Below are 18391 nucleotides of genomic sequence, written 5' to 3'. Positions count from 1 at the left end.
AACTATAAATATCAAGTCAAAAAACAAAAAAACAAAAAACAAGGAAAAATGTCATGGCAAAAATTTTAGCAAAACCAAGCGATAATCAAAAAGTAAAACCTGTTGTTGATGCTATTCAACAAAGATATCTAACAAACGAGTATTTTATTAAAAATCCTATCGATTTTTCAAAATCGAAAATTGAACTGGGGTCAATAAAAAGACCAGAATCTACTATCACCATTCATGTATGTAATCCAAAAGGCGGTTCGTCAAAAACGACTGGTAATGAGCTTGTTACATATAGCCTAAACCTAATCGCTTACTCTTCTCAAAACCCTGATTTTACATTCGATAACCCTTTGAACGTTGGAATAGTTACTGCTGACAGAAATGAGGGTTTAGTTCGTAGATACACAGAAACTTATCTTCAAAATCACTTCTCTTCATCAATGAAAAATCACTTCATTGGCGTTGAATATGGTGATGATGAAAGTAGTGATAAGTCTATGTATCAAATCAACACTGACGTTAGAGATAAGCTTGTACCAGCTTCAAAAATCTCACCTCAAAACCGCAAGAAGTATGGTATTGATAGCGAGAGTGAAAACACCTACTTCATAGAGAAGAAGGGTAATGATAATGAAGAAGAGTACACAAAATTAGACTTCTCTATCTGGGATCTTGCTGCAGGTACTAATGAACTTGAAACTGATAAAGCTGATAAAGTTCTAATCACTTGTAAAATGGCTGAAAGTGAAAGCATAGACAATGCATTAATCACTTTAAAACAAAAGCTTAAACGTCAACATGAAGAGGTTTTAGCTATGTTAGAAGAGCAAGGATTTGCTGGTACTGATGAACAAATCATCGCTTATAAAGCTGCTCAAAAAACAGTTCATACAGTTTTAATAAGCAACAACACAAACAAGCAAAGTTATATCAGTATCATGAATGACGTTAGGTACAGAATCCAATCAATTTGTTCTGAGTATCTTGAAGATGTAAACCTGATTGAAGTCCCTTATTTCCCACTTGATACATTCAGAAAGCTAAACATAAACCCAACTATTCCTACTGAGCAATGGAAAGCTTACAAGCGAACTGTAAGAGGTGTTGATGGTCTTTACTTAAACAATGTTAAGTGTATTGAAGAGCGACATGACATGATCGACTTCATGAAAGAACTTGTTGAAGTGATTGGAGTTTAAAAATGAAGAACAATAATTTATCTGATTTTTTCAGCAAAGCAACGCCAGCTTCTTCAACTCCTGTTGTTGAAGAGGTTCTGGTTAATGAAGAGGTAAAGAGTCTTAGTACAATCTCGATTCCTGATTTTGCAAATTTAAGTAAGATAATGCTTACAGATGAAGTTGAAAAGTTAATCAGAGATTCAATTTACTATGCAAAAACAAAACAAAAGAATCGTTCTCTTGAACTAATTCTGAATGACATTATCGATAAGAAGTTTAGTTTTGACTACTGCCACAACAGAAATGGAGTTAAAAATAAGCAGATAAGTAATATCAAGTTTACAACTAAGCATGAGTCATTTTTAACTGAAATGTTTAAGCAACAGATATTGAATAAAAATATTTTCAGTGATTACATTAATGAACTTGTAAAATCATTTTTAACTGGAAAAAATGACAAGGTAAAGGTCGAGGTAGGTGATGATGAGGTTATCTGTAAAGCTTTAAAATTACTAACGTGTTGTTTGTGTGAAAATGAATTAGAGCTAACAAAAAGTGTCAAAATCAACACTGCTCAAGTCAAAAGGTTGAAAGAAGGAAAGCTTGGTTTAACAGCAAAAGTCAACTTTGTTACTAAACTGAACGAGTTCTCTGAGCAATTAGATATTGATATACATAATAAATTGGTAACTCTAAACCTACCAGATTCTCAAAAGCGAGTTTTAGACTATGCTGAGTTTATGAACTTCAAACCAGATTCAACGAGAGTTGTGTATAAGAAATAGAAAAAAGTAGCTATTCGCTACTTTTTTTATACCTGATTATCAGCCATTTTTGGCTGTACTATCAATTCCTTACATTTTGTAATTTTCAGTACCTCTTGAAAGATTTTTTACATATGCTTCAATGTCTTATATGAATCATAAGAAAATGGAGGTGTGTATGATTGGTTATAAAGTGTTCCTTGAAAATGCAAAGGTCGAACTAAAAGGGATAGAGGAAGGTTCGAGTGATCGTGAGTATCACTTTGAGTATGAGAGTAAGAGATACGTTTTGATGAGAAATGATGAGTGTGTTTTATTCGATGATAGCAACAACGAAATCATTTCAAAAAAGTCGAATGGTGAAGAGATCGAAGAGTATGATTTTGATATGCTTTTAGCCAAGTTTCATGAAAAACCAATCTATCATCATTTTGTCAAAACTCACAAAGCAGGGAAAGATGATTTTTAATTGAATGACAATCCATTACTGGATTGTTTTTTTATACTAACTGAATCACCTTATCAATTTTTGTATCAAGAATTTTAGAATACATTTTTTCAAGCTCATCAATTGATACATCTTTACCTTTAACAACATTGTTGAGAATCGACACTGTATAGCGTAGCGAATTGTCGAACGCTTTTTCAGTCAGATAATCTTCATCAAAGCTCTTTCCATGCATTTCTAAGTGTTGGATAGACAACGCTCTAAACACTCTATCTACTGATTTGCGAACCTTTTTAAACCATCTTTCTGTATCTCCACACAATCTGAGATACTTTGAAATGTCAGCTTCAACAACGCTCTTACCCAAGAACCAAAACCTTTCATCAAATGATAGTCCACCAAAATGATATGACTGTATTAGTGCCATTGTGCCAGCTTTATCAAATGTACTTTCTTCAAATCCATAGTTAATAACATCTTCATCAAATCGCTGAAAATCTAATGAAATGAAATGCAGGTTTTTCACAATGTTTATCAAGTGGAAAATGTCATTTAGGGCATCAGAGATATCTTCTGAATCACATGAAAGCACTCTCATTTGTTTACAGTAATCAACAGCACTCACAAAGTAGAAAAGACCTCTGAGAAGTAGTGTAGAGGTTTCTTTTTCTATGTCTTCTGACATGAACTCAGATTCAGGAAGATTAGTTGTTTGGTCGATACTGAGGTTGTACGAATCCTCTATGATTTGTAGCGAATGATAGAACGAATCAAGATCTACATAACTGCTGTGTGTCTTAACGAATGGGTTGAGTTTTAGGACAGTCATAGAACCTCTGTGCTTTGAAAAGTGAGAGAACCTGATAATTACATTTTGTAATTATTTGTGCATCGAGATAGATGGTTGTGATAAGTCTTTATTCAGATACTTTTGAATCACTCTTACACTGTCAAAATCACTCTCTAAATCATCATTGATTTGGCTTAAAAGAGCTGGGTTTTGGTAGTGTAGAATCTCAACAAAATCAGGAGCTTCAAGAGGTTGAAAGTGTTCTGAAATACGATCAATCTCCGTCATTACATGCTGTGGCAAGTAATGTACGTCTTGTTGAAATGATACTGATAAAGCTTGTAGGTATTCTTCTTTATGGATTTGATAAAGTCCAGGCTTAAACAGCTTATAGTAAAGTAGCTCTGAGAAGTGTTCGTTAACTGTGTACTTACCAAAAACCTTCTCACTACATAAAGCGTGGTAAAGCTTATGAAAGTCCGTTGTAATGTCTATGACTGATACAGCAAGTTTTGAGTCTTGATAAGAGAGTAAAGCGAGTTGTTTAACATACTCATGCTCTTTTAATTGATTCAGCATAGCTTTAACCATCTTCTTAGCATCAGACATAAAAAATCTCCAAATTTCGATTTGAAGATTATTATAAAAATTGGAAATGCTTAAGTCAAAAAATCGATTTCTGATTGTGGTACAGAATCTAAAATGATTTTTGAAAGTGTAACCGACAAGTTTAAATATCGTGTAATGATTTTAGCTTTTTCTGTAAGTTCTTTATTTTTGTATTTTGTTCTATCAGCTTTTGATTTTGATGAGTTGAACTTTTCAACATAATCATTAATTGATAAATGCGCTATTCGTAAATCATTGTTGAAGTTAACCAGTTCTTCATCAAAGCGTTTACACGCATCAAGTGCCTTTTCATCAACGTCCAACCTCTCAACTTTTAGCTCTGAAAGTAAGTGTAATATGAAGTTGTAATTTGACGTTCTATGTTTGTTGTTAGACTTAACATACTCTGATTTTTTAACAGCAACTTTGCTTGTCGTTAAACCATTCATTAGATTTGAAAGTTCTACTTGAATCGGCTTTGCAATATCACTTTGAAACGAACCTGTTTCGATTTGAGATGAGATAAAGTCTTGTAGACTATCCAGTAAATCTAAATGCTTTTTTTCTTCAACACTACAACCCTCAACAGTGCTTTGGAATGCAAGTCTTTGCTGATCGTAAAGCTCTGAATGTGATGTTGTTAGAGTCTGATTTTTCAAACCAGTTTCAAGCGAGAGTTCTTTCAATTTGTTGTGATGATTTAAGTAAAACTCATCAGACTTTTGTACCTCAATAACTTGGACCTGATTCACGTAATGGCTATTTCTAATGTGAAAGCACAACCCAATTAGATAGTCGATTACATCAACAGAATCTTGTGCCATGACAACCAAACCTTTGATTGAATCAGCAAGGCTTTTAAAGTCAAACGAGTCATAGTTTTCAAGCTCTTCTTTTTGCTCTTTGATGATTTGTTTATAGCTCATCAAATCGCTGTGAAGTGCTTTAACTTGAGACATGTTAGCTCTAAACAAAGCTATCTCGTTACGCTTGATTTCATTATCTATTGTTGATTGAAGTTGAAGCGGTTTTTGAGTCAGTATCGAGTCAAAAAGGATGGTCTTGTTGACAGACGTTCCTTTGCGATATTTTGGATCTCTTAGAACATCAATTGTCAGATGTTTGATGTAGTTGTTTAGCTTTGGATTACTCCTATAAGTTAAGTATTTGCTGTTCATTTAAAACCTCCAGAAAGGGCAGTCATGCCCTTAGTTATTCTCCTGTGTTGATGCTCTTGATACTGAATTAACAGATGGTGTTTGTTGTTTAGTTTGTGCTTTTGCTGCTCTGCGCTTCTGTGGTTTAGCAATCGAAGCTACATTGATGTTGTTGATACTCTTTACTGCTCTTGTAAGCTCTTGTTCAGAACTTAAAGTAGAAAGAATCTCTTGCTTTTTAGCTTCTAAAACTTGATCGATTACCTTAACCAATTCAGAGTCTTGTAGTTCAGCTTGAATCGAATCACGACTACCAACTGTTTGTTGTAGATGAGTAATGAAGCTCTTTATAAAAGCTATTGAATGTTTGTGAGTTTCAATATGCTTCTCTTTAAAATCAAAGTAGATTTTGTTTATAAAAACATAATCAGAATCAGTTAAAGTTCTTTTCTCAAAATTCTCGAACTGATATTGATTTTCTTGTGCGTCATTTTCGTTGTGAACTTCTACTAATAGTTTTAGTAATGTTCTTTTAACTTCATTTTGAAATGCACTTACAGTATCGATTAATGATTTTTTATTTTCAATTTCGATGTATGCTTTAATTGTATTTTTTAATTTTATATCTAATGTTTTATTGTCCATATTCTAATCCTTATGTAATGAATGGTTTATATTAATAATAATTATCATAGTATAATAATACGTCAAATAATTATCTCTTTAAAAAACGACTGTCAGGAGTTCAGCAATCGTAAAAATTGCCGCCACCTTTAACCATAACAACTATTGAAACTGCATTTATGCGCTTGAAAATAGGCGTATGCGTAAAAGGTCTTGTCTTGCTTATCTTATTAGTCCTCATATTTAAATGTTTTCATTTTTTGTTTTTTGAAACTTTTTTTCATGAAAAGTATCTGAATCTTAAATTGCTTAACATATTGATTCTGAGAACTTAACTTGTCATTTGTTGTTGTGATTTTTTGATCTGTTATCGAGATTGGTTGTCGTTTTTATTTTGTATTTTTACTGATTGTTGTTGTCTCACTTTGTTCGACTTTTCTGTGATGTATTATTAAAAGAGATGCGATTTATTTAGTAACTAAAAGTATTTAATTTTATTTGTCTGTTAAATTGATTTAAAGATGTTTTTTTAATGCACATTATAATATTGACTTTTGTTCATTTTGTGGATTACTAAAAAGAGAAAAACAAAATCAAACAAGGAAGTTTTTATGATAAATAAAATTAATTTTAAAAATATCTTTTGTTATCTGTTTGTGATTTTTTCACTAAGTTTTTCATCAATTTCATTTGCAAACTATGATGTAAATAAAGATGGAGAAGAATGTAGATCACCGACACAATTTTCAAAAGAATTGGGAAATCAAAGTTCAGTAAAATGGAAAAAAGCATGTGGCTTTTATTTACAACAAAAAGACAAAGCATTCATTTTTGTTACAAAATTCTTTTTGGATAAATCTGATATAGAAAATAGTAGAGAGTTTCTATCAAGCAAAGGAATTAATGTAGATGGAATTATAGATTACTACGATGATAAAAACTTTGTAAAAGATGTATTACTTGTCGTTACTTACCTAATGGCTTTTGCTGTGCCAGTCTATTTATCAGCAGTTGTAATATCCTCATTCTCTACGAACTTCTCTATGGGTAAAGTCTTAGGGATTATCATTCCTTTTGTCATTCTGTTAAGTGTTGCTCTTAGCTCAACAACTTTGCACGTTAAAGTGTTCTATTTCACGTTTGGTACGATTAACCATTTCCATGACAAAGTAGCTGATGTTGAAGGTGTACTTGAAGATGCAAACACTAACGCTGCAGCGTTGAGAAGTAGTGAAGAGCTGAGTGAACAAAACGACAAAATGGTTTCGTTTCTTTTAGAGCAAACGATTCAGGAAGAGAACACTAAGAAGTTCATTTACAGTAATAGTTTTGCGAACATAAGAGCTGAGTATGATCCTAACGGTTCTGTTTATAACTTAAAGCGTCCAAGTATCGATCAAAAATTATCAATCGTTAAGCAGTGTACTGACCGTAACCGTGTTGAAGTTGATACTGACATTGTGATTTTCATACCTTCAGTTGATGAACTGTTAGATGGTGAGATTGGAGTTAACTTGGCTCACGAAGGTATGTTTATGTATGGCGGTGAAACTGATGAATGGGAGTGTGAGAATTCAGATTTTGGTAAAGAAAAAGGTCTAATCTCTTCTGTAAAAATCTCAACTGCAAATGTGATCAAAAACTTTGCTTTGAATACCAATGTTCAAAATATGGCAAACGACACAAACGTTGTTGATGACTTTGCTGGATTGTTTAATGAGTTGGTGAAGTATCTGATTCAAAAAGCGGATGTTGCTGATATTGATGGAAGTAATTCAGCTCGAATGATCGAAAGTGAGTTTGCGTTTGCAAAGAATGCATCAATTGAAGCTCGTAAGTCAAACGTTAGTCGTAAATCTACAAAGAGTTATAAGCAGTTAGTTAGTGCAATTCAGAGAACGATGGAAAACTCTTTAAGCTATGAAAAGAATGACAATTTAACAGTAGATGAGGCTGACGCATTCAGAATCATTCAAGCTGGTCAATTCAAGTTCAGTAAGTTGTTCGGCCACCCTTTAGGGCAAGATGAATTAACGTATGAAGATCTAAATGGTATGTACTACTTAAAGCCATACATAGTAGATATCGTAAACAATAGAAATGCTTATCTATGCTCTCAACGTCTATCTGACACAGAGTTTGTGAACTATGTGAAATATGCAGAAGATTTTAATGCTGCAACAGGTGAACCTGCATATTTCTTAAAGTCTTTTGGTGCAAGAGGTGATCTGGATTGTTTTGTAGTGAATGAAGACAACACTCTTACTGCTGTTGGTAATCCTAACCAAAAAGATGAGTACAAAGAAAAAGTAGATGATGGTGTGAATGCTTTGGCTCTATGGTTAGAAGCTCATGATGAAGCAGCGTTAAACATTATCAATTCAAATCAGTCGAATCATGACGATCAGATTTTAGAATTGATAAACACATACAAACCTAACCCTTATGACTTACGAGCATTCAAAATAGCTCAAATCGATATGTATTCTGGTTTAAGTAAAACTTCAAACATTCAAGAGAATGTAATGACGTTTAACTATGTGAATAGCGACAACAAAACGAATGAGCCAAGCTATTACTTCAACTTCTCAAGATTTACAGATGATGACTTAGATGATGAAGAAAAAGATAGTAGGGCTGTTGTTTATGGGTTGAAGAAGTATGACTACTCTGAATACTTGATCAGTACCAATAGAGAATCATCTAAAAACTTTGCGGAAGTAAATGACAGTTGGTTTGACCAGTTTTCACCAACAGGAATAGCAAAGAGAATTTTCAACGACTTTTCTCTATGTCCAATCAAAGATAAAGATGGTAATTGTGAAACGTCACTGACGCAACAATCTCATTTAGGGACTTTGGCTGCATTAGAAGTTACGAGTGATATAGCTGTGATGAGAGCAACACTTTCTGGTATTACTGCAATGTGTTTAGCTGGTGATGGTGCTAACTTTGATCCAAAAGCTCTTATTGCGGGACCGGCTGCTCTTATCGAAGGTTTAGCTACGGTAGGTTGTAACGGTGCAATAGCAATGAATGCTGGTTTAGGAGGCTTTATGGATTTGGGAATAGTCTTATCAGTCTTTTCAGCAATCTTAGGCTTTTTAGCATCAAACGCTACAGCATTTATAATTGTGTTAGTTGTCATCTTTTTTGTTAGAACGATTCCTACTTTGTTTATAACGACTTCAATATTTTTTCCTTACGAATCGACAAGGAATAGTGTTGTAGCACCATTTAGTTCAAACCCAAACCAAAGCTTGGTTAAGTTTGACGCAACGATTGGGTCGCTGAAAACAATGATTTTTTATCTGTTAGTAGTACCAATCTCGATGTATGTCTTTTTATACATAATGCATGATTCAACGTTCGGTGGGATTGTTTATGACACAATAGCGTCAATGTTCGGTGATGGTGTGTTATCTCAGATGTTGATGGTGATAGTGTCTAACGGCGTTATGTTTGGATTTGTACCAGTAATTATAAACTCGATTAAAACTTGGGAGTCAGATACAGCATCAGCGTTTAACGTTAAGGGAGAAGGATTCTTTACAGGACAATCACAATTTGTCTCAGGCGTTCAAGCAATAGCTTTAAATCAAGGTTTGAATGAAACTAAGGACACCGTAAGGCAAGTTCAACACACGACAGGTCAGTTAACGAAGACTGGTGTTAATAAAGTTGCAATGGATAGAATCAATAAAAAGAAAGCGAATGAGCAATCTCTGAATCAATCAGGACAAAGGACTGAGAATAAAAAATAATTTTAAAAGCACTCGAAAGAGTGTTTTTTTATACGAGAAAAAGAGCCACCAAAAAATGATGTCTCTTTTAAATTTTATTATACATAAGTAAATCCTTATCTATGAAAACTCATGACCATGACGAACCCAAGTCAATGCAGACCAGACTGTAGAAATAAACCATGCTCCTAAAACTCCATAAGCGTCAGAACTAAATATACTGACATAAAACCAGATTGAACATAGGCATGTAAAAAAGTTTGGTGCATGACCTTCAATTGGTATTGGCAATATTGCACGAAAGCATGGCAATGTAAAAAATTGATATAATAAACTCATATATTAAATCTCCTAAAAAATAATTAATCTTCAATTAATATTATATATCCTTTAAAAACTCAAGTCAATATTTTCAGTAACTCAAAATTACATTTTGTAATTTTCAGGTAGTGGATGAGATTGAGGGTAGTTTAAAAAATCAGTCCATCAGAAATAATAATTACATTAGTTAAATGAAAAATAAAAATCTCGTTTCTCTTAAAATTGCTGATAAAAAAAGATGTGGTTAAATATAAATAAAAGGAGGTTTTATGAAAAAATTATTTATTTTATTGTCAGTCTTTATATCAATTCCAGCAGTTGCTTACACCGTAGATAATTCTGTTGAAGAGAAAATTAGTGATTGTAAAGTGAACTTTGAAAATGAAGTGGTTGTACAAAGTTTCAGGAAAGTCAGAGATTGTTTAGTAGAAAAACGTGTAGATTCAAAATCATTCCACGTTTATCAAGAAAATCGTTTAGAAGATGCTAATGCTGCTCTTTTTGAGTCACATACAGAATTCTTTAAAACAATATTCTTATACTCATTTATAATTGGTGCATTGAGTATGCTCTTTAAGCAAGGTTTGACAGAGAGGATTAAAAATGACCCGGCTGAGGCAGTGATGTTGATGTTGGCGACTGTTACAACAACTACGTTAGTGTTGAGTAGTAGTGCTTTTGCTGTTAGATGGATTTTCGATAACTTTATAATTACAAATCAAACGATTTTAGTGAGTCAAAACAAGATCTTGTCAGACAACATTATTGAGAAAAAGAAGAGCATAGAAGCCAATTCAGATGAGGTTTCAAGCTTGTCCAAGACATTCTCAGAGAGTGTAATGTCGAGTGAGGTCTGTGCTTTCAATTATGTGAACAAATACATTACATCGTCTTACGATTACGATTTTTCTGACTCTGATATTTATGAAGAAGATGAGTTCTTAAAGTGTATTAAAGAAGAAAAGACTAACGCTGGCGTGTTTAACATGCATGGTCGCTCTCCATTGAATTACGCAGTTAAAATCTGTTCTGTTAAACATCACAACGTTGATTATGATTGTGGTTCAGTTGTCTTTAATGACACTCCAATTGAAGTTGTCTCTACTCTAAATATAACTGCACCTAACATAATCAGTGCAAGTGAATCTATGAAAAAGGTCTACTGCAAATCTGTTGCACAAAAAGAGCTTAGTCATCAAAAATCAGAGTACCTATGTCGAAACTGGAATGGGTCCGAGTTTGAGATTCTTAACACAGATATTGTTGAACAAGAACTTGATTCGTTGATTGTGAAACAAGTGTCTTTACAAACTCATGAGTTAATTGATGCCCTTGCAAGGTCTATCGATAATGAAGAAAACCTGTCTGAACAACCACTTTTTGGTATGTCAAAGAACCTGTACAACTTGTTTTTTACAGATTCGCATGATGGTGAAGTGATAGAGAAGGTTTCTGGCTACTTAAGCACAATTGACTATTCGGAAGGTGGTTCGACACTCTTAAACAATGGATGGAATGTCCACTTTTACAACAACTTGAACGATCATCAGGGGGTTGATAGCCAAGATGACTTAGCTTTGCTATTGATAAATAAAATCGAAAATTTACATGACAGTGATTCTATTGCTTATGAGTCGTCTAAAAGCTTCTTAAACGTCCTTTACGATCCAAAGTTGATTGTTGGTTCTTATGTAAAACCGAAGTTTGGTGATACATGTACTGGTGATAAAGGTTGTTTTGAGTTTGATTTGCTGGCTTTTAAGAAGATGGTTCAGCACCATCCTGAGATTTTAAAGATACTGATTTCTGTTAAAACATCATCATCCTATGCAATGGCTATAGGCAGTGATACAACTAAATCAATTGCTGTGAAAGCTAACAAGATGAGTGACATACTATTGATTAGTTTTTGTGTTGTAGCTTTCTACTTGATGTGCAGATTCGTGATTGGCTTTGCAATAAACCACTACATTAGGATTTCAACAAAATCATTTATCTTTACTACGTCTATGCAATACTTTTTAATCACAAAAACAGATACATCAAAAGTCATTACTAACTTTATTGATTTAATCTTAGATATGTTTTTGCCAATTGTTGTGTTGTTTTTAACAGTCATATTATCAAATGTGTTTTTGACAGTTGCATACGATTATCAAGTTGATATAGTAATTGCTGAATATTACTCAAATGAAGTTGTAGATGTAGGTAGTTCAATGGCATGGTTAATCGTCTTCTTGATCTCGTTTGTAGTGATGATAGAAATGATTTATAGAATTGTGGATTCTTATAGACAGCAGAAACTTCAAATGAATCATTACCAAGAAGATTCAACAGCGATAAATCATAATCAGATTAAAAGTAATCTAAATAAATTAAGATATTAAATTGTATAACTTAAATGAAAAAAGGTTGGTTGTTTAATGCCAGCCTTTTTTGTGCTCTTGAACGATTTTTGTTTAATGATAATCTGAAAATATAGGTTTTAAATTATGGAGGAAACATGAAACTTAAATTATTAGCGATCATCGCAGGACTATCAACATCAACAGCATTCGCAGAAACTTGTGAGAAAGTTCAGGAAAAGCAAAATGAATATGGAAAGTCATTTTTAAATGGATTAACGCTTGAATCCGTTGATAAAAGAACAATAGGGTATCCACAGTTAAAATTCTCTGATTTTTATAATGAATCAATGCAGATCGTGGGTCAAAAACAGATACGCATGTATGAAGTGGAAGAAGATGGTTCAGTGTTGAAGTTTAAGAACAACTACAATCGCTATGCTGAACGTGAAAACATGGGTGAGTATTACAAGGGTAGAACTTATCAAGTGATAGTTGAGAAAGTGTCTGAGACTGACTATGACGTATCGTTTTACAAAGCACGAACAGAGGGTGGTGCAAGGTCTTTGAAGTACATCTTTGATAAGGATATGGGTAAAAATCTGATAGAAGGTGAAGATAAGTCTATGCCAATTCGTTATAAAGCTACTGATGAGAGTTTAGAACGTGTTAAGACATTGAAGTGTAGTGAATAGTCATTATGAATGAATTATTGAAGAGAGAAAGAATGAGAGAGGTTTTTGAACTTCTCTTTTTTTATATCTGAAAAGCTCCTTCGTCACTTTTCTTATCTGGTTAAAAGATTCTCGTATTTCTTTTCCAGAAAAGCAGGGCGTAGCACTGCCACGACTAAAACATCGTAGATGTTGAAAATTTCTTTTTTTAAAAATCGTGAAATCGTATTTCACATCTATATTAAGAATAAGTTTCTTTAGATTATAAAAGTTCTATATATTATATGGTGAAATACTTGTGCCTTGTTTATGTGATACAGATGTGTCCCTTTAATTGTGAAACAGATGTGCCTCATTAAAATGATGATTAAAAATATTATAATGTTTTGTGTTCGGTTTTATATTTAAAAATTGAATATTATTGTGATCCCTTTAGACTTTTTAAAGTGGTTTTATTGACTAATAAAAAAGGTGTGATAATTTATTTAAGTATAGAAAACAAAAAAAGCACTATCGAAATAGCACTTTTTAATATTCACTAACTAAGAATAATCAAACGATTTAATTTTGCGTAGGAAACAATTTTTATCGTTATTAAAGATTGTAATATTTTTTAGAAATATGTCAAGGTATAAACTCCAAATAGTTTAATGAATATTATTTTATGTAATAGATAATGCTTATTAACTAAATGGAGTCTTTTTTATGTCATACGAAAATCAATACAACAATAACTTTTATTCAATAAACAGAAGAGTTTTAGAATCTGGTAAAGCAAAAACACGTTTTTTCAACTACGATCTAAACGAAACTGGTTTGAAATTCCGCAATTACTTACTTTCTGAAATGGCTATGAATCCAGATTCAAAAATCATTTTAGTAAACAAGAAGACAAGAAAATCAAAGTCATGCGACTTTCCTTTCAAAGACAAAACCACAATCCAGAACTTAATCGCTACTTTCAAAGATGCTTATTTCTCGATCTGCGATAAAGAAGATCACATTGAAGTGCGTGTAAATCCTGCATATTTTGAAGATTTTGCTAATGCTACATTGCAAGTAAAGCTGACTTATATCAACACAAGAAGTATGGCTATCATGTACCAAGAGCTTGTAAATCTTTATGTAGCTAAGAACTCTGGCAACTTCACTTATCGTAACAAAGCAGTAGCAGATCAAAACCTTAAAGAAACTACATCTATCACTGATTATCGTGATAGAAAGCGTGCATTTAAAGCTACCATCAAAAGACAATTAAAGTCTTGTTTTACAGTAGATTCTTCTTCTGTTAAGTGGAACAGTGAGAAAGATTGCTTTACGTACAACTTAACTAAAGAAACCATTGCTTATAAAAAAGCTCTACAAGAATTACAGGATACTGGCGAGAAGACGTTTAACTTAACTGAGTTGTACCAAAACATCAAAAACGCTGTTAAATCAGTCTTTAAAGCAGTTAAAAAGAAAGTGTCGAATGTCGTTAAAGACGTTGTAAAACCAGTCATTAAGCAAACGCCAGCAACACCATATTTTGCAATGTTTGAAGAGATTCAGTTTGACGATGAAGAGGAAGTAATTAGCACTCCTACAACTTCAAAAACTGATGATTTAGTAGATGAAGAACTACTTGCTCATTTTGATGCAATTATTGCTAAGACTCATGGTTAATTGAAAATTACCAGGTGATTAATCTAAAAAATCTACTTTTTGTGAAATTATTTTTTAAATTGATTATTGTATTCAGAGAAAGGTCCTTTTATCATTTTTCTATCAAATCGAAAAAATGGTAGCTAAAAATGAAATACGACATTTTTAAAACTAAATATCAAACTGTACTTTCTGACAAAAAAACAATGAAAATGCTAAAGTCAATGTTTGGTCATGTGCCAAGCTTTGAAGAGTTTTTGATTGAAGATAGTCTTTTAGCTAACCAGTTGGACGACACATTAGGCATAAACACCAACGCAGAAGAGCTTTTCTTCGAGAAAAGCAGAAAGCTTGTCTTTGTGAATAAATCCATTGTTGAAATGCTTAATCGTGCGAAATTCACTTCAAACTTGAATGCGACAATCAAACCACCTAAAGGATTTGAGACATTTGCTTTATGTTTTGAAAAAGACACTTACATCAAGGTTAATGGTCAAACAATCAAGCTTTATCCATGTCAAATCACAGTCTTATCAGAAGAAGAGATGTATCAAGAGGTTCATGTCCCTTTTGGCAATCTGACTGGCATGAATATTCAACGTAATCCAGACATAAACATCTCTATTACAGTTAGTTATAAAATCAAAGACGTAACGTATAGAAGTTGTGTCGATATCTCTGAAATCATATCAAAGCTTGATCAAGGAGTTGCAGAATCAGGTGAGTTATCTTCGCTTATAGATCAGCGATTAAACGATATAGAACAGCTCACAACTAACACTCTAATGAAGATAGCTATTCAACTTCTGATCTTTAACAATGCAACAGATAACAAGTATCTCCTTGAAGGCTTTCCAACAGCCTCTAAGTTCCGTTTACCTACGAGTACAACAAGAGATTACTGGACAGCTTCACACTTCGCCTATGAACCATCAGCTAAGGTTTCTGAGCACATTCGTTCAGCACACTTCCGAAATCTTCAGCATGAAAAATTTTATAAAGGTGATTTTGAGAAAATGGAGAAAGGGAGTCGCTGGATTCTGGTTTCGGAATCATTTGTAGGCAATAGCAAAACTTTTACACAAAATGACAAACCAGAATAATTGCTAAGTTGCATTTTTAAAAAAAATCGCTTAATTTCAATTAGTCAAAATTATCTCATTACGAAAACAGGGATTTAGCTCATGTCAGAGAACATTTACAAAGAAACAGAAGAAAAGCTGCTTGAAGAAAAGTTCAACAAACTATCAGCAGATGAACGTCACTTTATAGTTGAAAAGGTTTTGAGCAGTAAAGTAAATATTAGAGAATACTATAAATATCTGAACGACTTTGAGAAGTTCGAGAAATCAATTGTTCGTCTTGTCGCTGAAAAAGAAGAGAAGCAGAAGGAAGCAACTCTTCATAAATCTGCTCAGAAACTACAAGCGACTATGACTGAACAAGGATTTGAGGTTTCATTTGAAGATGCACTGAAATCAATTATGTCGCTCACTGCTGGTAAAAAAGGTACTGAAACTAAGACCAAATCATCTAACTCAAACGAGAATAAAAAGTTTGATTTAGATATTGGTGGAACAAAATTTCAGAACAAAGGCATGGGTGGTCAAGGCGACCAATCAGCGATTCTTGTAGCTATTCAGAAAGTGAATGCTGATCATGTGCTAAATGATAAGTGGATGTACGTAGTTGCTGATCATCAAGAGCGTTTAGTTTCTCTGGTTGAATCAGGTTCTATCACTCTTAAAGATAAAGATGGTAAAAAGCTAAGTGCTGACGTTGTTCGTTCTCACTTTAAGATTGAAAAAACAGAAGAAAAAGTTGCAGAATAATACTCAACATTCAGATTAAAAAAGAGAAGCTTTTGCTTCTCTTTTCACATTCTTAAAGATACGTTTTGCCAAGTTCAGTAACTCTATATAAATCACCAGTGTCATTTTGCTCAAGCCAGCCATTAGTAACCAATGCTTCTAATCCATCTTCATGAACTAATGAAGAATCACCTACAAATGAATCAATACAGCGAGAAGTTTTTTGTTTAAACCACGTATTCAATCTGTTTTTGTGGTTTAAAGAAATGACTCTCATATACTTCATCAAAGTTCTGGTATCGTCCACATAAGCACTTCTAAGAGCTTCTATCACTTCAACATACTCATCATTACAGGAGTATGATTCTAATCGTTTAAAGATGCTTGCAAAGATTCTCAGATCTGTGTATTTGAAAGAGTGCCACTTGTTTTTATAGTGGATAGCGATATCGTTTTCATCAACAGGTTTATCAAGTTTTTTAAGCAATTCTTCAAAATCTTCTACAACCTGTACGACTTCTAAGTTGTCGAATCTCACTCTATCTTCATGCGTGAAAAACAGATCAACAAGTCTTTCTGATGTTTGGATGTCTGAGTTGTACTTTCTTAGCAGAGCAGCAGTTTTGTTGTAATAATCAGTTTTACCACTCTCATCTAAAAGATATATCTCAGAAAGCGTCTGATACCCTTTTGCTGTTACTGAGTAGCAATTGATGCGACAGTGGTTGTGCATTGGTTCTGACATAATAACAAGCTCTTTCTCAATTAACTCATCTAAAAATGGTTTGTATTTGTATGTAGAGCAGTCAAAGACCTCTGAGAACTTAGCAGTAGTGACATAACTTCCAAGCGGTTTACAGTGTTCAGCAAGGAACTCTAATATTTTTGCTTTTAAAGACATTCTATCTGGTGTCTCTAAACCTATCTCAGAATCATAATCCTCTTCGCCAAAATCCAAATCAAGATCTTCATCATCATCTTCATCTTCATCTTCATCAAGGTCTAAGTTTAAACCATCTTCTAAATCTAAAATTAAATCATCTAAATTCAATTCATCAGAAACTTTTTCTTCTTCTTCATCATCAAGATTTAAATCTAAGTCCAAATCAAATAAAGGCTCAGAGTCAATCAGTTCCAACTCTTCATCAGTTCCATTAGTATTGCGCTTGTACAACTCTTCTCTTAGTTGTTGATCAGAGAAATGTTGAAGCGGTTTAGAATCGACACAATAATCGATATTCATTTTCTTCAACACTTTTGCAACATCATCATCAACCAAGTCATCAAACTGGTACTCGTTTAAGTTTTTGAAGTTGTTGCTATGCTCGTTGTGAACTAACAAAAACATCTCATCAAACATAATCGATTTAAGAACTTTGTAGACCTCATAAATGTTGTCTTCACCATAATTTAAAAGCATATCTCTGAACTCAGTTCTCAAAATTGCAATTTCATCATCAACTTTTGCATTTTTTAAATCAACATAATAATTCAAGTAATAACTCATCTTTATTTCCTCCATATTTTTTAAGTGAGTGATACTATAATATTTATCACTTCAATTATTTTTTGCAAAAATTAAAAGTGTTTTTATTTTAAAATTCGTTAATTTAAAAATTAATTAAATATTTTAATGCTGAAATAATGTGATGCAATTGGGATTTTTCGAAATAATTTAATTTATTTGAATTAATTAACTTGAATTAATTAAATTACATGATATAAATTATTATAGAAACAAAAATTAAATATTAAGGAATTATTATGAAAAGTATATTTTACAACTATGGTGAGATAACAACAGAAAAAGAAAAGAAAATTGAAGCTATATCATATATAGAGATTGATTGTAGGTTGGATGATGATTTGATTAGTTTAGGTTTTAGCGAAGGTGAATTAGACATAGACTCAGATACATTGATGCAAAATGAAGAAGTTTACGACTTGTATTGTGAGTCTTATGAAAGAGAAATCGATCATCAGTTAGCATTAAATGACTTGATTGTAGACTATGATAAGAATCTTAGAGATGCGATATATATGGTTCGTTACAGCGATAATCATAGAGATGATGGGGTGAATAGATACCATATTTCGCAATCTATGTATCTTTCGTCTTTTAGAGATTATCCGACACTATCAACGCCACTATCAAGATTGCCAGTTAAGCCTTTTATAGATATTTTAGAATATTTCAAAATTGATTTCAGTATTCGTGTTGTAAATGAAGAAGATACATATGTGATTTTTAAGGATTTAGATAATAAACAAACTACATTAGTTTTTTAA

General features: G+C 32.8%; 15 protein-coding genes. 10 read left to right on the top strand and 5 right to left on the bottom strand.

The genetic code is table 11. The annotated features are described in order from the left end of the window. Positions 1-53 precede the first annotated feature (53 nt). The 3 genes from OCV50_RS21410 (at position 54) to OCV50_RS21400 (ending at position 2405) form a co-directional block, all read left to right on the top strand. Positions 54-1190 (top strand): hypothetical protein, encoded by a 1137-nt coding sequence (locus OCV50_RS21410; protein WP_261904613.1) that lies wholly within the window; start codon positions 54-56, stop codon positions 1188-1190. 2 nt (positions 1191-1192) lie between these two features. After that, positions 1193-1957: a hypothetical protein gene (locus OCV50_RS21405; RefSeq protein ID WP_261904612.1), complete on the top strand. Its 765-nt coding sequence runs from the start codon at positions 1193-1195 to the stop codon at positions 1955-1957. 157 nt (positions 1958-2114) lie between these two features. After that, the gene (locus OCV50_RS21400; RefSeq protein WP_261904611.1) at positions 2115-2405 is read left to right on the top strand and encodes a hypothetical protein; all 291 of its coding nucleotides are present in this window, start codon (positions 2115-2117) and stop codon (positions 2403-2405) included. A gap of 31 nt (positions 2406-2436) precedes the next feature. Here the strand turns inward: OCV50_RS21400 and OCV50_RS21395 are convergent, their stop codons facing one another. Genes OCV50_RS21395 through OCV50_RS21380 form a run of 4 tightly spaced genes read right to left on the bottom strand, consistent with a single transcriptional unit; the run spans position 2437 to position 5585 of the window. After that, a complete protein-coding gene (locus tag OCV50_RS21395; protein WP_261904610.1) occupies positions 2437-3213 on the bottom strand; it encodes a hypothetical protein in 777 nt (258 codons plus the stop codon). Positions 3214-3264: 51 nt separating this feature from the next. Then, the gene (locus OCV50_RS21390) at positions 3265-3783 is read right to left on the bottom strand and encodes a hypothetical protein (RefSeq protein WP_261904609.1); all 519 of its coding nucleotides are present in this window, start codon (positions 3781-3783) and stop codon (positions 3265-3267) included. A gap of 50 nt (positions 3784-3833) precedes the next feature. Beyond that, positions 3834-4961 (bottom strand): hypothetical protein, encoded by a 1128-nt coding sequence (locus OCV50_RS21385; RefSeq protein ID WP_261904608.1) that lies wholly within the window; start codon positions 4959-4961, stop codon positions 3834-3836. 30 nt (positions 4962-4991) lie between these two features. Beyond that, positions 4992-5585, bottom strand: a complete 594-nt coding sequence (locus OCV50_RS21380; protein ID WP_261904607.1) for a hypothetical protein — start codon at positions 5583-5585, stop codon at positions 4992-4994. A gap of 590 nt (positions 5586-6175) precedes the next feature. Here OCV50_RS21380 and OCV50_RS21375 point away from each other — a divergent pair. The 6 genes from OCV50_RS21375 to OCV50_RS21350 all read left to right on the top strand — a co-directional run bounded on the left by OCV50_RS21375 (position 6176) and on the right by OCV50_RS21350 (position 16123). Beyond that, entirely contained in the window at positions 6176-9328 is a 3153-nt protein-coding gene (locus OCV50_RS21375) for a hypothetical protein (protein WP_261904606.1), read from the top strand. Positions 9329-9897: 569 nt separating this feature from the next. Then, on the top strand, positions 9898-12015 hold the full coding sequence (locus tag OCV50_RS21370) for a hypothetical protein (RefSeq protein WP_261904605.1): 2118 nt from the start codon (positions 9898-9900) through the stop codon (positions 12013-12015). Positions 12016-12131: 116 nt separating this feature from the next. Next, on the top strand, positions 12132-12668 hold the full coding sequence (locus tag OCV50_RS21365; RefSeq protein WP_261904604.1) for a hypothetical protein: 537 nt from the start codon (positions 12132-12134) through the stop codon (positions 12666-12668). 684 nt (positions 12669-13352) lie between these two features. Next, positions 13353-14312, top strand: coding sequence for a hypothetical protein (locus tag OCV50_RS21360; protein ID WP_261904603.1), 960 nt, complete (start codon positions 13353-13355; stop codon positions 14310-14312). A gap of 128 nt (positions 14313-14440) precedes the next feature. Continuing rightward, entirely contained in the window at positions 14441-15394 is a 954-nt protein-coding gene (locus tag OCV50_RS21355; protein WP_261904602.1) for a hypothetical protein, read from the top strand. 81 nt (positions 15395-15475) lie between these two features. Next, entirely contained in the window at positions 15476-16123 is a 648-nt protein-coding gene (locus tag OCV50_RS21350) for a hypothetical protein (protein ID WP_261904601.1), read from the top strand. 52 nt (positions 16124-16175) lie between these two features. On the opposite strand, the gene OCV50_RS21345 is transcribed toward OCV50_RS21350, so the two are convergent. Further along, complete coding sequence (locus tag OCV50_RS21345; RefSeq protein ID WP_261904600.1) at positions 16176-17609, bottom strand: hypothetical protein; 1434 nt, start codon at positions 17607-17609, stop codon at positions 16176-16178. Positions 17610-17866: 257 nt separating this feature from the next. Here OCV50_RS21345 and OCV50_RS21340 point away from each other — a divergent pair, with 257 nt between their 5' ends. Further along, a complete protein-coding gene (locus OCV50_RS21340) occupies positions 17867-18391 on the top strand; it encodes a hypothetical protein (RefSeq protein WP_261904599.1) in 525 nt (174 codons plus the stop codon).

Source organism: Vibrio fortis, from assembly GCF_024347475.1.
In the GTDB taxonomy this organism is placed as follows: Bacteria; Pseudomonadota; Gammaproteobacteria; order Enterobacterales; family Vibrionaceae; genus Vibrio; species Vibrio fortis.
The sequence above is the reverse complement of the archived record's forward strand: the minus strand, read 5'-3'. Positions and strand labels throughout refer to the sequence as shown.

Bases quoted from the DNA above. Each gene is read 5' to 3' on its own strand.
- OCV50_RS21410 (WP_261904613.1), top strand. From the start codon at position 54: ATGGCAAAAATTTTAGCAAAACCAAGCGATAATCAAAAAGTAAAACCT.
- OCV50_RS21405 (WP_261904612.1), top strand. From the start codon at position 1,193: ATGAAGAACAATAATTTATCTGATTTTTTCAGCAAAGCAACGCCAGCT.
- OCV50_RS21400 (WP_261904611.1), top strand. From the start codon at position 2,115: ATGATTGGTTATAAAGTGTTCCTTGAAAATGCAAAGGTCGAACTAAAA.
- OCV50_RS21395 (WP_261904610.1), bottom strand. From the start codon at position 3,213: ATGACTGTCCTAAAACTCAACCCATTCGTTAAGACACACAGCAGTTAT.
- OCV50_RS21390 (WP_261904609.1), bottom strand. From the start codon at position 3,783: ATGTCTGATGCTAAGAAGATGGTTAAAGCTATGCTGAATCAATTAAAA.
- OCV50_RS21385 (WP_261904608.1), bottom strand. From the start codon at position 4,961: ATGAACAGCAAATACTTAACTTATAGGAGTAATCCAAAGCTAAACAAC.
- OCV50_RS21380 (WP_261904607.1), bottom strand. From the start codon at position 5,585: ATGGACAATAAAACATTAGATATAAAATTAAAAAATACAATTAAAGCA.
- OCV50_RS21375 (WP_261904606.1), top strand. From the start codon at position 6,176: ATGATAAATAAAATTAATTTTAAAAATATCTTTTGTTATCTGTTTGTG.
- OCV50_RS21370 (WP_261904605.1), top strand. From the start codon at position 9,898: ATGAAAAAATTATTTATTTTATTGTCAGTCTTTATATCAATTCCAGCA.
- OCV50_RS21365 (WP_261904604.1), top strand. From the start codon at position 12,132: ATGAAACTTAAATTATTAGCGATCATCGCAGGACTATCAACATCAACA.
- OCV50_RS21360 (WP_261904603.1), top strand. From the start codon at position 13,353: ATGTCATACGAAAATCAATACAACAATAACTTTTATTCAATAAACAGA.
- OCV50_RS21355 (WP_261904602.1), top strand. From the start codon at position 14,441: ATGAAATACGACATTTTTAAAACTAAATATCAAACTGTACTTTCTGAC.
- OCV50_RS21350 (WP_261904601.1), top strand. From the start codon at position 15,476: ATGTCAGAGAACATTTACAAAGAAACAGAAGAAAAGCTGCTTGAAGAA.
- OCV50_RS21345 (WP_261904600.1), bottom strand. From the start codon at position 17,609: ATGAGTTATTACTTGAATTATTATGTTGATTTAAAAAATGCAAAAGTT.
- OCV50_RS21340 (WP_261904599.1), top strand. From the start codon at position 17,867: ATGAAAAGTATATTTTACAACTATGGTGAGATAACAACAGAAAAAGAA.